The 14,165-nt window shown below is 60.7% G+C and carries 13 protein-coding genes; 9 read left to right on the top strand and 4 right to left on the bottom strand.

From position 1 onward, the window contains the following. The first annotated feature begins 19 nt into the window (after positions 1-19). From HGT1_RS03630 to HGT1_RS03610, 5 genes are all read left to right on the top strand, one after another. Positions 20-1,462: a hypothetical protein gene (locus tag HGT1_RS03630; protein WP_176248610.1), complete on the top strand. Its 1,443-nt coding sequence runs from the start codon at positions 20-22 to the stop codon at positions 1,460-1,462. Then, the gene (locus tag HGT1_RS03625) at positions 1,462-2,268 is read left to right on the top strand and encodes a hypothetical protein (RefSeq protein WP_176248609.1); all 807 of its coding nucleotides are present in this window, start codon (positions 1,462-1,464) and stop codon (positions 2,266-2,268) included. The genes HGT1_RS03630 and HGT1_RS03625 overlap by 1 nt, the downstream gene beginning before the upstream one ends. After that, positions 2,265-4,562, top strand: a complete 2,298-nt coding sequence (locus HGT1_RS03620; protein ID WP_176248608.1) for a sulfatase-like hydrolase/transferase — start codon at positions 2,265-2,267, stop codon at positions 4,560-4,562. Before HGT1_RS03625 ends, HGT1_RS03620 begins: the two co-directional genes overlap by 4 nt. Positions 4,563-4,593: 31 nt before the next feature. Further along, entirely contained in the window at positions 4,594-5,706 is a 1,113-nt protein-coding gene (locus HGT1_RS03615; protein ID WP_176248607.1) for a DUF563 domain-containing protein, read from the top strand. Between the two features lie 84 nt (positions 5,707-5,790). Then, positions 5,791-6,966: a cytochrome P450 gene (locus tag HGT1_RS03610; RefSeq protein WP_176248606.1), complete on the top strand. Its 1,176-nt coding sequence runs from the start codon at positions 5,791-5,793 to the stop codon at positions 6,964-6,966. A gap of 21 nt (positions 6,967-6,987) precedes the next feature. On the opposite strand, the gene HGT1_RS03605 is transcribed toward HGT1_RS03610, so the two are convergent. Genes HGT1_RS03605 through pcaC form a run of 4 tightly spaced genes read right to left on the bottom strand, consistent with a single transcriptional unit; the run spans position 6,988 to position 9,530 of the window. Continuing rightward, positions 6,988-7,824, bottom strand: a complete 837-nt coding sequence (locus HGT1_RS03605; protein WP_176248605.1) for a 3-keto-5-aminohexanoate cleavage protein — start codon at positions 7,822-7,824, stop codon at positions 6,988-6,990. Then, positions 7,817-8,422: a protocatechuate 3,4-dioxygenase subunit alpha gene (gene pcaG / locus HGT1_RS03600; RefSeq protein WP_176248604.1), complete on the bottom strand. Its 606-nt coding sequence runs from the start codon at positions 8,420-8,422 to the stop codon at positions 7,817-7,819. The genes HGT1_RS03605 and pcaG overlap by 8 nt, the downstream gene beginning before the upstream one ends. Then, a complete protein-coding gene (pcaH, locus tag HGT1_RS03595) occupies positions 8,422-9,153 on the bottom strand; it encodes a protocatechuate 3,4-dioxygenase subunit beta (RefSeq protein ID WP_176248603.1) in 732 nt (243 codons plus the stop codon). The genes pcaG and pcaH overlap by 1 nt, the downstream gene beginning before the upstream one ends. Beyond that, positions 9,150-9,530: a 4-carboxymuconolactone decarboxylase gene (gene pcaC / locus HGT1_RS03590; protein WP_176248602.1), complete on the bottom strand. Its 381-nt coding sequence runs from the start codon at positions 9,528-9,530 to the stop codon at positions 9,150-9,152. Before pcaC ends, pcaH begins: the two co-directional genes overlap by 4 nt. A gap of 90 nt (positions 9,531-9,620) precedes the next feature. On the opposite strand from pcaC, the gene HGT1_RS03585 reads away from it, so the two are divergent. The 4 genes from HGT1_RS03585 (at position 9,621) to HGT1_RS03570 (ending at position 14,165) form a co-directional block, all read left to right on the top strand. Further along, the gene (locus tag HGT1_RS03585; RefSeq protein WP_176248601.1) at positions 9,621-10,520 is read left to right on the top strand and encodes a LysR substrate-binding domain-containing protein; all 900 of its coding nucleotides are present in this window, start codon (positions 9,621-9,623) and stop codon (positions 10,518-10,520) included. Positions 10,521-10,598: 78 nt separating this feature from the next. After that, positions 10,599-12,272 carry an amidohydrolase gene (locus HGT1_RS03580; protein ID WP_176248600.1) on the top strand — a complete coding sequence of 558 codons (1,674 nt, stop codon included), beginning with the start codon at positions 10,599-10,601 and terminating at the stop codon, positions 12,270-12,272. A 147-nt stretch (positions 12,273-12,419) separates the two neighbouring features. Continuing rightward, complete coding sequence (locus HGT1_RS03575) at positions 12,420-13,532, top strand: S-(hydroxymethyl)glutathione dehydrogenase/class III alcohol dehydrogenase (protein ID WP_176248647.1); 1,113 nt, start codon at positions 12,420-12,422, stop codon at positions 13,530-13,532. Positions 13,533-13,706: 174 nt separating this feature from the next. Then, positions 13,707-14,165, top strand: a complete 459-nt coding sequence (locus HGT1_RS03570) for a (2Fe-2S)-binding protein (protein ID WP_217902970.1) — start codon at positions 13,707-13,709, stop codon at positions 14,163-14,165.

Below are 14,165 nucleotides of genomic sequence, written 5' to 3'. Positions count from 1 at the left end.
GTCGAGGAACGTAAACGAGATGCAAGACCACGGGGCCAAGAAACGCGGCGTCCTTTTGAAGGCGAAAAACGGCGATGTCATCGGCTTTGACGAAACCGGCCTGCGCATGAACCTGTCCGATAGCGTGATCCGGGATATCGCGAAACGACTGCCCGCAGGCGGGGCCGAGGCCGCAGTTGACCCCGCGGTTCTGGGGGATGTCGATGCGTGGAACCTGCGCCAGCGCGGCGGCTGGTATATCTTCAGCGCCAATTTGCCCGGTGCCCAAGGCCCGCGCCAGTTCCGCCGCCGTGTTCAGGTGTCTGACGATGCCAGCGCGCCGGATATCATCGCGGACACGGCAGGGGCGGTTTACGGGCTGCTGTCCTTTGGCGGCACGCGGCGGGCGGTCACCGCGAACGCGCCGCTGTCTTTTCCCTATCATGTGGTCACCACGGGTGATGATCTGGGGCCGGCGGGGGCATCTGGCACCCAGGAAAACGACGCCACGGATGTCATCCAAAAGCTGACCGAACAGACACGCGACACCTTGATCGCCGACGAGATCCTGCGTCGGCGTCAAGCCGGTCACCGCGCCTTGCCGTTGATCTATGCGCGCTCGGAAACCGACAGCTCTGCCAGCATCGCCGCCTTGTCGCAGGGCGCGGCGTTCAACAACTTGCGCCAGACGGTGCAGAACCTGTGTGCGGCGGCGCTGTCACTGGGCAAACCCGCCAAGGTTCTGTCGGTCGGGCTTGATTACACCCTCGAAGACGTGCTGAGCAGCGGGCCGGACTGGACGCGCGGCATGCATGCGATCATGCACCAGATCACCGATCTGTTTGCAGATCACGGCCTGCGCAAACCCCTGTTCACCGCGATCTTTGATGCGGGTACGGCGGATATGTCAGACAGCCCCGTCTTGCGCGCGCAATGGGATCTGGCGTGGAACAAGGGCGATCACGACCATGTCTTTGCCGCCCCCGGCTATATGTTTGCCCTCGATCCCTTTGGCCGCGCAACGCCCGACGCCCGCGTTCAGATGGCCGAGATGGAAAGCTGCGCCATCGAGGCCCGCAACAGCGATGCGCCTTGGGCCTGTCCGGTGCTGCTGCTGGCGGAACGCGAAAACGACAACAAGGTGATCCGTTGCCGGGGCGAGGCGGACGGCCCGTTTATCCTTGATAAAGACGATCCGCTGAACGCAGGTGATGCTTGCGGGTTCCGCTTTGAGGGGGATGAAAAAGGGGCCAGGATCGTGGATGTGCGCGTAGACCCAAAAGACCGAAACGACCTGCTGATCACCTGCGACAGACCGCCAAAGGGCAAGGATCTGACCCTGTGCTATGCGTTGGGGCATCCGGCCTCTGATGATGGTATGCCTGCCAATCGCGGGGCCTTGCGCGACAGTTTCAAACTGCAAAGTGCGACCGGCCAGACCCTGTATCGTTGGGCGTTGCCCGCAGCCTTGCCGGTGCATTGATGGATAAATTTGCCCCCCTGTTCGTGGATATCGATCTGCCCGATGCGGTGATCTTGTGCGACGCCCCCGCGCCCGATGTGCCAAAAGCCGCCGCGATGCTGCACCCCAATGACGCCGACGCGATCTGGTATCGCGGCCATGCCAGCGCCATGACCTTGGGTTCCGGTGGCGCAATTGCGCATTGGGCCCCTGAAAACGGCCTTGGCATTGCCGCGCGCACGGCCGAACCGAATGACGGCCACGCCCGTCTGGCCCCGTCCGGTGGTGTCGCCTATATCCGCGAGGTGAATGGCGGCTTTGTGGTGGATGCGGCCTTGGTCGAGGCGGAGCAGTTCTGCTGCGCCATCCGCCTGAAATCCCCCGAAGGTCAGGCCCGCACGATCATTACGCTGAACCCGTCGGGCGGTGGCAATTACCTGTTCCTGTCGGAAAAAGACGGGATGCTGGAATGGCGCGATGATGCCGGATCGGTCGAGGTGACAATGCCCGCGCCCGGACCTGATATATGGGTTCTGGCGGGCTATGATCACGGCAAGCTGAGTTTGACGGCGGCGAAAACCGGCACGAAATTTCCTGCGCCGCAGTCCAGCCCCGATGCCAGCGCGGTCCTTGCCACTGCGCTTGCGGGCCCCAGTGATCTGTTCATCGGGTGCAGATCGCACCGCAAGGGCATCTTGAAAACGCTCGGCAGTTCGGTGATCCATGACGTGCTGTTCTGGCTTGATACGGCTGGCACCACGCCCGATGCGCTGGATAAGATCACCCAAGCCTGCCGCTTTGCCGAAGCCCAAGGGGACGCGTCATGAGCTTTACCAAACAGACTGCCGGGGGCGACAACATCTGCGTCATCTGGATCGATGACATGATCGACATTTTCACATGGCGCAACGCGTTTGGGCTGACGATCAGCACCCCCAATATCGACCGTTTCATGGCCGAGGGCACGCGCTTTGCCAATGCCTATGCCACCGTGCCGCTTTGTGCGCCGTGCCGTGCCGAACTGGCCACCGGCCTGTCGCCATTCCGCACCGGTCTGGTCGATCTCAACCGGTTCTGGCGCGATATCCTGCCGCCCACGACGGGCTGGCAATTCGATCTGCGCCGCGCAGGGTTTCGCACCTTCACGACCGGCAAGGTCGACAGCAACTACAAACCCATGCCCGAGGAATACGCCCGCATCCTGTTTCATGAACAGCCCGAGGCAAAGGACGCTGGCAAGCGCAGCAACGTCAAAAAATACCTTGATAAGGGGCCGGGGATCGCGGGGATCAACCACCCCAACGACGACGGCAGTCAGGACGGCAAGTTCTATGACAATATGGTCGCGCAAAATGCCATCGACTATCTGGGCCGCGCCGACCCCAAGCGGCGTCACCTGATCCAGCTTGGCTTCAAACATCCGCATTACAACCTGCAATGCCCCGACCGTTTTTATCAGCAATATGACGTCGATAAGATCAGCTGGCCCACCACCGCCGCGCCCGAGGATTATTTCGGCCCCCAAGAGGGCATGGCCGTCTACGAGGCCGCCTATATCGCCAACGGTCCTTGGACGCCGGAAAAGGCGGGCGATCAGGCGTGGCGTCAGGTGGTCCGCGCCTATTTCGCGGCGATCAGCCATGTGGATGCCGAAATCGGCCGGTTCATGGAGGCATTGCGCGCGTCCGAACTGGGCCAGAACACCACTGTGGTTTTGCTGTCGGACAATGGTTTCAACCTTGGCACCCATGACAGTTTCCACAAGATGAGCCAGTGGGACAGTGCGGCCCACGTCCCGCTTGGCATCTGGAACGCGCGGATGGAACAGGGGCGCGTGGTCGACCTGCCCGTGTCGTTGCACAACGTGCCCAAAACGATCATGGATCTGGCGGGGTTGCCCTATCGGCCCAACTGGACCTCGGGGCAAAGCCTGCTGCCCCTGGTCGATGACAGCTTTGGCCAGTACAACGCCGGCAAATCGCCTGTCACATCGGTTTTTGGCACATTGTCGGTCCGGTCTTCCGAACCCGAGCTTAGCCGCTACCGCTATTTCCGCTACCCTAATGGCGAAGAACATATCTATGACCTGATCGCCGATCCCGGCGAGACGACGAATATCGTGGCCGAGGCACCCTTGGATGAATTGCGCGTCACGATGGTGGACAATGCGCTGGAACTGGGGCTTGACCTGCGCGGGTTTGAAAACCCTCAGCGCGGGGTCAATGCGATGATGGCGCTGGACGGGTCCGTGGTGCTGGCAGGCGGCAATGCCGATAATGATTACTGGGCCTACGGGGCCAATGCCGAAAAAATCACCGAAGACGAAGACGGCGGCAATGACACGCTGTGGTACATGGCGGGGCCGGATGATTACGTGCTGCACATGCCCGCCTATATCGAGAATATCCGCATCGCCACGGTCGTATCCCGCAAGGAGCAAAACGCCAGCGAAGGCAAGGAAATCGCCATTGTGGCCCACCCCGACACGCCGATGAATTTCGAGACCTCGGAACGGGTTGCCGTCAACGTGCAGGGCAGCCGCGGGGCCGATGTGATGATCGGCGCGAAATACGCAGGGGCCACGTTTTACGGCGGCGCGGGCAACGACATGCTGATCGCCAAATCGGGGCGCGGCAAGGACGTGCATATCTTTTATGGTGGGGCTGGCAATGACACGCTCTATGGCGGCAACGGTCGCGATATCCTCGACGGCGGCGCGGGCGACGATGTCATTCGCGGCGGCGAGGGGAGCAGCAAGATTTACGGCGGTCCGGGCAATGACGACATCAGCGACGGGATTGGCGGGTCGGAAATCCACACCGGACCGGGGCGCAATATCGTGCGTTCGGCGGGGGGCGATGATCACATCTATGTCGGCAGCGGTCAGAACACGATTGAACCGGGCGAAGGCGCTGCGGTCTTTCATGTGGCCTATGGCGGCGTGACCATGATCAGCGGCTGGAACGACGACTACAAACTGGACCTCTCCGCCTGGCCATCAGAGCCGGAGGTAACGGTCACGGGCAACGACCGCGCTGATATCCGGCTCGGTGTGTCCTTTATCCGCATTGACGGGCCGGTGTCCGTCAAGAAACTGAAATCCCAGATCAGCCAAGGCTGAACAGGCCCCCACGACCCAGTTGGAGACAGACATGGCGCTTAAGTTCGACCCAGAGACCCCCTTGGCGGGCGAAATCCGAGTGGTCGAGAATGCGCTGATCGTACCGTGGGGCGAGGGCAAGCGCCGCAAGATGGCCCGCCCTGCCGGGGTCTTCGACGCGGATGGAAAGTTTTGTGTCGATGCAATGACCTGGCGGTCAAGCCGCAGACCCACGACCGTAGAACCCGATTTGCCACCCGAGACCGAGGTCGACCGCGAGGTGGCGGGCACCATGCTTTATGCGGGGCTGTCTTACGGCCATTTTGGCCACGCCTTGTGTGAATCTCTGGCGCGGCTCTGGGCGGTGGATGAATTCAAAGACCCCATCGATGCGGTGGCATTCATCCCCAAGAATGCGATCACATGGCCCGAACGCAGCCTTGGCATGGTCCAGTTGATCAGCGATCAGTTGGGCGACATGCCCCGCCTGACCGCCTTCAACAAACCCACCCGCGTTGAGCGTCTGGTCATCGCACCGCAGGCGTTTGGCGTGAATGATCTGATGTCGGGCAGCCCAGAATTTCGCGCCTTTACCGACCGCCGCTTGCGCCAAAGGATCAAACCGGCGGGACCGGATAAAATCTATATCTCGCGCAGCGAACTGTTTCGCAAACGCGGGCGGTTCCTGTTTGAGGACTATATCGAGGCCAAGATGGAGGCCGAGGGCTATACGATCTTTCACCCCCAGCAGCATGATCTGGCAACCCAACTGTCCTATTACAAAGGCGCGTCGATGATCGTTTCCACCGATAATTCGGCGCTGCATCTGGCGGCTTTTGTTGTGGGGCCGACCTGCAAGATCGGCATTCTGTTGCGCCGCCCCGGCACGATCTTTGAAGACTTCCAGCTTCAGCTGAAATGGTTCGCTGGCGTGACCCCTGATGTGGTGGATGCATGCACCCGCTTTTGGTTCCGCAAAAACGAGAAGATCCAGTATAACGAAGTCTATTCCCTGATCGACTTTGAGAAAACGGCACAGGCGTTGAAAGACGGGGGCCTGATTTCAAAAGCGGATTGGGTGAACCCCACAGCCGCCGAAGTGGACGCGGCGGTGCAGGCGCTCGAGACGGATTTCGAAATGGAATTCGACGAGATTTTTCTGTAGGAAACTGCGTTGCTTTAAATTTTTCTGCCTCTTATTGTTCGGGTATAGAACACTTATCTGTTCATGACCTTGGGAGGGGGACAAATGCCATTAGCACCGCTGGACGAGGCAATCACGATTGCCGAGCTGACACGTGACCCGTATCCGATATATGCGCGCTTGCGGTCGCAAAGCCCTGTTTTGCGGGTGAAATCCTTGGGGCGGACGTTGCTGACCAAGGCCGCAGATACCCGCGCTGTCAAAGGCAACCCCGCGCTGTTCAGCACCAATGATCCCAACACCCCGATGGAAAAGGCGTTCGAGGCGCATACCTTAATGCGCAAGGATGGCGAGGCGCATTTGCGTGAACGCATGGCGATGGTGCCGACGTTTTCGGCCCGCAACATCAAGTCGATCTGGGTGCCTTCGTACGAACGCCACGCCAGCGATTATCTGGACCGTCTGCCGCGCGACGAGGTGATTGATCTGTTCCCGATGCTGGCCGGCCCCTTGGCCGCCCGTATTCTGGCCGAAATTCTGGGGATGCCCGACGCATCCGACGCAGACATGCAGCATTGGTCGCAGGCGTTGATTGACGGGGCGGGCAACTTTGGCTGGGCGGACGAGCCGTTTGAACGGGTCGCCGCCGCCAATATCGAGATGAACGCCGAAATCGCGCGCATGGTGGATCGCCTCAGGGCCGACCCTGACCAATCGGCGCTGTCGGTGATGGTGAATGCAGACGATCCCATCGAGATGAGCCAGATCATATCGAACATCAAAATCGCGATCGGCGGCGGGATCAACGAGCCCCGCGATGCGCTGCTCACTATCCTTTACGGGTTGCTGACCAACCCCGACCAGTTGGAAGAGGTGAAAGCCAAAGAGCTTTGGAGCGATGCATTCGAAGAGGGTGTTCGCTGGGTGGCCCCCATTCAGGTCAGCTCTCGGGTCGCACTTGAAGATACGGAAATCAGGGGTTTCACCATTCCCAAAGGTGATGTGGTGATGACATCGCAGGCCTCGGCCAACCACGACGAAGAGGTCTTCGAGGACGGGCACCTGTATAACGCGTTCAGGAATGCATCGGCGCATCAGTCCTTTGGCAACGGGCCGCATCACTGCATGGGCATACACATCTCGCGGCACACGGTGGGCAAGGTGCTGCTGCCAATGCTGTTTGAACGTTTCCCGAATATGGAACTGGTGGACCCGGCAAGCGTGGTCTGGTCCGGTTTCGGCTTTCGGGGGCCGTTGAACCTGCCCGTGCGTCTGAACTGACGCAGCGGGCAGGCCGGTTTATTAGACGGTGACGCTGCGCAGGCCCAAGATTTCGCGGGCCTGTTGCCATGTGGCGACGGGGCGTTCGTATTTCTCGCACAGGTCGGCGGCACGTTTGATCAGAGCGGCATTCGACGGGGCCAAGGTGTCGCGGTCAAGGCGCACGTTATCTTCCAACCCTGCGCGGGTATGGCCGCCCGCCGCAATCGCCCATTCGTTCACAACGATCTGGTTGGGGCCGATCCCTGCCGCACACCATGCCGCATCAGGCGCACGCGCCTTGAGCTGTTCAACATAGAAATCGAACACGACCTTGTCGGCTGGCATCGCGTTTTTTACGCCCATGACGAATTGCACATAAAGCCGCCCGTAAAGCTTGCCGGCTTTGTGAAGCTGGATGGCTTGCAGGATGTGGCTGAGGTCAAAGGCTTCGACTTCGGGCACGACTTCGTAGGTGCGCATTTCGGAGGCAAGCCAGTCAACCAGATCCGGCGGGTTCTCGTAGACGCGGGTCGGAAAGTTGTTCGACCCCACCGACAGCGACGCCATATCAGGGCGCAGCGACAGCATACCGCCACGGGTCTTGCCCGCACCGGAACGGCCACCGGTCGAGAACTGGATGATCATGCCGGGGCAATGCTTTTCCAGACCTTCCTTGAGGCGGGCAAATTTTTCAGGGTCCGACGAGGGCGTTTCATCATCGTTGCGCACATGGGCATGGCAAATGCTGGCCCCGGCCTCGAACGCCTCGTGGGTGCTTTCGACCTGTTCAGCGATCGAAATCGGCACGTTCGGGTTGGCGGCTTTGGTGGGAACGCTGCCGGTGATGGCAACGCAAAGGATACAAGGATCAGACATCTAGGAACACCGTTTCTTTCTCGCCCTGAAGATGGATATCAAACCGATAGACGCCATTGGCCTCTTTCTCCGCGATCAGGGTCGGGACGCGGTTTTGATGTTCGATGCGCAACAGCAGCGGGTCGGCGCTGTTGTCGGCATCGGGGAAATACATGCGGGTTTGCAGGCCAATATTGATGCCACGTGCCACGATCCAGAAGGTGATATGCGGGGCCATCATGCGCCCGTCCGGAAACGGTGCCGCACCGGGGCGGATCGTGTCGAAGGCCCATTCGCCGGTGTCGTAATCGCCCGCCTTGCGGCCCCAGCCGGTAAAGTTCGGGTCAGCCGGCCCGCGGGGGTCGTTGTTGGGGTAAATGCCGTCCGCATCGGCCTGCCAGATCTCGACCAATGCATCCTTGAGCGGGGTACCGGTGCCGTCAAACACGGTGCCCTTGACGGTGATCCGCTCACCACGTGTATCGGCGTTGACCATCGTGTCGCCCAGATCATTGGGATAGACGCCCTTGATGTCGCAGAAATTCGGCACGCAGCCGATGTGCACATAGGGACCTGCCGTTTGCGACGGGCTTTCCTTGAGGTGTTTCAGCTCTTGCATCAATTGCCCTCCTTGCGGTTTTCGAACAGGGTCGACCGGCGACCACGCAGGACCATATCAAATTTATAGGCCCGTGCATCCATGGGAACAGTGTTTTCCATATCCAGCGGCGCAATCAACTGCTCGATTGCTTCGCGCGACGGGATCGTCTCGATGATCGGGCATTTCCAGATCAGGGGGTCGCCCTCGAAATACATCTGGGTGATCAGACGTTGGGCAAAGCCGCTGCCGAACAGGGAAAAGTGGATATGCGCCGGACGCCAGTCATTCGTGCGGTTGGGCCAGGGATAGGCACCGGGCTTGATCGTGCGGAAACTGTAACCGCCGTTTTCATCAGTCACCGTGCGCCCGCAACCGCCAAAGTTGGGGTCCAGCGGGGCCAGATAGCCCTCTTTCTTGTGGCGATAGCGCCCGCCTGCATTGGCCTGCCAGAATTCCAGCAACACACCGGGGATGCCGCGACCGTTCTGGTCCAGCACGCGGCCATGCACGATGATCCGCTCACCAATCGCCATCTCGCCTTCGGCGGCGTAATTCAGGATCAGGTCATTATCCAACGCGCCCAGCATATTGTGACCGAACACAGGCCCGGTCTGTTCGCTGAGCGTCGTGTTCATCGAAATCAGCGCCTTTTGCGGCGACCGCACGACGGATGTCTTGTAGGTCGGCGTAAAGGCCGGCGGCTGCCAGTTGCGGTCGCGGTGAAAGAACGCACCATTCTGATCGGTCATAGGTCCACTCCCATTTCCTTGTAGGTTTCTTTGGCCAGCTTAAGCGCATGGTTTGCCTTTGGCACCCCCGCATAGATGGCCACATGTTGAAAGGCTTCCATCACATCGGTTTTGCTGGCACCGGTGTTGGCGGTGGCGCGGATATGCATGGGGATTTCCTCGAAATTGCCGGTTGCTGCCAGCAGGGCCAGCGTCAGCATCGACCGTTCGCGATGGGTGATATTGTCGCTGGACCACACCGTACCCCAAGCGCCTTCTGTGATAAGCGTTTGGAAAGGTTGGTCGAATCCGGTCTTCGCGGCTTCGGCCCTGTCGACATGCGCGTCGCCCAACACCTTGCGGCGGGTCTTCATTCCGGTCTCGTATCTATCTGACATCCTGCGCTCCCTTTGGAATAATTGCAGTTTTGACATAACGTTTCGTCGAAAGATATTGAGAAACATGCCAAAATATATAACCCTAAGGTTATGAATTTGGACCCCCGCCTGCGCTTGCGCCACATCTCCACGTTTCTCGACATCGCCCAGGCGGGGTCCATTGTGGCGGCGGCGGATCAGTTGGGCGTCAGCCAGCCTGCCGTTTCCAAAACCCTGCGCGAGCTTGAGGATATCATCGGCCAGCAGCTGTTTGACCGCGTCGCGCGGCAACTGAGGCTGAACAAGGCAGGGCAGGAGTTTCAGAAACTTGCCGGATCGGCCATGACGACGCTGCTGCGCGCTACACGGCAGGGGATCGGGCAGGGGCAGACACGGCTGGCGATTGGCGCATTGCCCACGGCGGCCACCCAACTTGTGCCCCGCGCCGCGATCCGGTTTCGCGCCACGCAGCCGCAATGTCTGGTGCGGGTGTCCACCGGCCCGAACTGGCTGCTGCTGTCGCAACTGCGCGAGGGGCGTCTGGATCTGGTCGTGGGCCGCATGGCCGAGGCGGCCAAGATGGAGGGTCTGAGTTTTCGCCAGCTTTACACCGAAGACGTGGTGGCCGTTGTCCGCGCCAGCCACCCTTGTGCGGATCACTTCGATGCAGGTGCCCTAGGCCGTTTTCCCCTGATCCTGCCGCCCCCCGGTGCCGTGATCGGCCCGCTGGTCAGGGCCTATTTGCGCAGCATCGGTCAGGATGAACTGGCCCCCGCGTTCGAAACCGTCTCCCTTGCCTTTGGCCGCGAGGTCTTGCTCCGGACGGATGCGATCTGGTTCATCTCGCGGGGGGTGGTCGCCCATGAGCTGGCGAACGGCAGCCTGCGCGCTGTCCCCTTGAATGCGCCGATGATGGCGGGACCGGTGGGCATCAGCCTGCGCGATAACCTGCCCGAAAGCGCTGAAATTGCGGCGATGATCGACGCTTTGCAACATGCGACAGCCCCTTAGCCACGCCGTATCTTGCGGTTTGTGCCGGCTTGCGACTAGCTTGGCTGAACGTCCCGCCTTGATGAAAGACCGCGCCCCATGGATTTGCCCGCCGACATTATTATCGTAAACGGTTCCCTGATCACGTTTGACCCCGCGACCGAAGGGGCGAGCGCCCTTGCGATCCGCGGCGAAAAAATCGCAGCCATCGGATCGGACGCGCAAATGCGTGTGCTGGCGGGGCCTGACACGCGCATCATCGACGCAGGCCTGGCCACCGTCATGCCGGGCTTTATCGACAGCCATGTGCATCTGTTCTGCGGATCGGTCGAACTGGGCTATCTGGATTTGCACGGGGTCACGGGGCTTGCCGCGCTCAAGGCGGCTGTCGCGCCTTATTCTGACGAAACCCCAGAGGATGCGATCCTGTTTGCGGTGCAGGCGGATTATGCGATCTTACATGCCGACAAAACCCCGACCCGCCAGGAATTGGACAGCGTCTGCCCCGACCGGCCCTTTGCCATGTTCGCACCTGATCACCACACGGTCTGGGCGAATACGGCAGCGCTGGAACGGGCGGGCATCCTGCACGGGGGCGAAACGGCAGCGGGCTGCGACATCGTCATGGGCGACGATGGTCTGGCGACGGGCGAATTGCGCGAACCCGGTGCCTACGCGGCGGTGCTTGCCCTGACGCGCCATGGCGGGCGCGATCTGGCGGGGCTCATCTCGGGCAAGGACCCGGTGCCAACGCCGAACGCCACCGACCGTGCCAGGGACAAAGCTGCACTTGCCCGCGGCATGCACCATTGCGCGGCCCAGGGCATCACAGGCCTGCAATGCATGGACGGGAACTTCTACCAACTCGAACTGCTCTCCGAGATGGAGACCGAAGGCACATTGCTCTGCCGTATCTCTGTGCCGTTCCATCTTCGGCCCGAAGACCCGCTGGACCGCCTTTCCGAGGCCGCGACCATGGCCAGAACCTACACCGGCGACATGGTCTATTCCGGCACGGTCAAGATGTTCGTCGATGGCGTCATCGAAGGGCGCACCGCGCTGATGTTGCAGCCCTATCCCGATACCACAGACACCTACGGCGATCCGGTCTTTAGCGCCGACCATTTTAACGCGGCCTGTACCGCCATTGATGCCATGGGGCTGCAAATCGCCGTGCATGCCATTGGCGACGCCGGCGTGCGGCGGACCCTTGATGCCTATCAGACGGCGCGGGAAACCAATGGCGCGCGCGACAGTCGCCACCGGATCGAACATCTGGAAACGATGCACCCCGATGATATCCCCCGCCTTGCCAGCCTTGGTGCCGTGGCCTCGATCCAGCCGGGCCATGCGCCTTTCGGCGGGATTTTCCCCGCCGGTGGTGTGGGCAAATATCTTCACCCCCATCAGATCCCCCATGCCTACCCCTGGACCCAACTGCGCGACAGCGGCGCAGCGGTAATCTTCAGCACCGACTGGCCGGTCATCGGGGTCGATGTCATGACCAACATCAAAGCGGCCATTGCCCCGCTGGATCTGGGCCCCGACTGGGTGGACCAAACCCAAAGCCTGATGCAAACCCTTGCCAGCTACACCCGCGACAACGCATGGGTCGAATTCCGCGACCATCAAAAAGGGCGGCTCGCCCCCGGCATGCTGGCAGATGTCGTCCTGTTGTCCCACGATCTGACGCGTCTGGCTCCGGCCCAAATCACCGAGGCATCTGCACAACTGACCATCTGCAACGGCCGCATTACATATCAGGCACAATAGGTTTGTCTTTATTCCAAATGGTCCTAAATCCCGGGGGAGGGGCCGCATCGCGGCCACGGGGGCTGGCCCCCGACCCCCCGCTCGTTACTTGACAAGAACGCCCAAATTCGGCCTCTTGCGACAAATAGAAAAAGGATGGACCCGATGATGAGAACCCGCGCCGCCGTCGCCGTTGCCGCAGGCAAACCGCTTGAAATCATGGAGGTCAACCTCGAAGGCCCCCGCAAGGGCGAAGTCCTGATCGAGATCAAGGCCACCGGCCTGTGCCACACCGATGAATTCACCCGCTCGGGCGACGATCCCGAAGGAATCTTTCCCGCCATCCTCGGCCACGAGGGCGCGGGCGTTGTGCTCGAAATCGGCGAAGGTGTGACCACGCTCGAAGTCGGCGACCACGTGATCCCGCTCTACACACCCGAATGCCGTGAATGCGAATATTGCCTGTCGGGCAAAACCAACCTGTGTCAGGCAATCCGCGTCACCCAGGGCCAGGGCCTGCTGCCCGATGGCACAACGCGGTTTTCGATGCTGGATGGCACGCCGATCCACCACTACATGGGCTGCTCGACCTTCGCCAACCACACGGTCATTCCTGAAATCGCGCTGGCCAAGGTCCGCAAGGACGCGCCGTTTGATAAAATCTGCTACATCGGGTGCGGCGTCACCACCGGCATTGGCGCGGTGATCAACACGGCCAAGGTCGAAATCGGGGCGCGCTGCGTTGTCTTCGGTCTGGGCGGCATCGGGTTGAACGTGATTCAGGGCCTGCGCCTTGCCGGTGCAGACCAGATCGTTGGCGTCGATCTGAATGACGACAAGGAAGAAACCGGTCGTTATTTCGGCATGACCGATTTTGTGAACCCGTCCAAGGTCGAAGGCGACCTGGTGGCCCATCTGGTCGAACTGACCAAAGGCGGTGCCGATTACACATTCGACGCCACCGGCAACACCAAGGTCATGCGTCAGGCGCTCGAGGCCGCGCATAAAGGCTGGGGCGAAAGCATCATCATCGGTGTGGCCCCTGCGGGTGCCGAAATCTCGACCCGCCCGTTTCAACTGGTCACAGGCCGCGTCTGGCGCGGCACTGCATTTGGCGGGGCCAAGGGGCGCACCGACGTGCCAAAGATCGTTGACTGGTACATGAACGGCAAAATCGAGATCGACCCGATGATCACGCACAAACTGACCCTGGACGAGATCAACTATGGTTTCGAACTGATGCATCAGGGCAAATCGATCCGCGCGGTCGTCGAGTTCTGAACAGGCTTGCCTTCGACGTTCCAAAAGCACCGCTTCCGGTTGGGGGCGGTGCTTTTTATTATTTGCACGGGGTGGCAAAGTTGACGCGAGGATATCTTTTGCTTCTACTGGCCTTAACTCTACCTGTCGGGATCAGGTGAAAGTTTGCGCCTCTAAGCTCGCGGGAGACCCCTGATGAAACTGACCGTAAATGGCGAAACCCACGATGTTGATGTCGAAGACGACATGCCGCTTTTGTGGGTCTTGCGGGACGAACTGGGGATCACCGGCCCGAAATACGGGTGCGGCATTGCCCAATGCGGGGCCTGTACGGTGCATGTGGACGGGGTCGCGGTGCGGTCGTGCCAGTTGGCGGCGGGGGACGTGATCGGCGATGTCACCACCATCGAAGGGCTGGGCACACCCTCGGCCCTGCATGCTGTCCAAGAGGCATGGATCGACTTGCAGGTCGCGCAATGTGGCTATTGTCAGGCGGGCCAGATCATGCAGGCCGCATCCTTTCTGGACATGAATTCGGAACCCACCGACGCTCAGATCGACGCGGCGATGAGTGGTAATCTATGTCGCTGCGGCAGCTATCCGCGGATTCGCGACGCGGTGAAACTTGCGGCAATCAAGCTCAGAAGGGTCTGA

Source organism: Sulfitobacter sp. HGT1, from assembly GCF_013282155.1.
In the GTDB taxonomy this organism is placed as follows: Bacteria; Pseudomonadota; Alphaproteobacteria; order Rhodobacterales; family Rhodobacteraceae; genus Sulfitobacter.
Note: the sequence above shows the minus strand (reverse complement) of the source record. Positions and strands in the feature narration are given on the sequence as shown.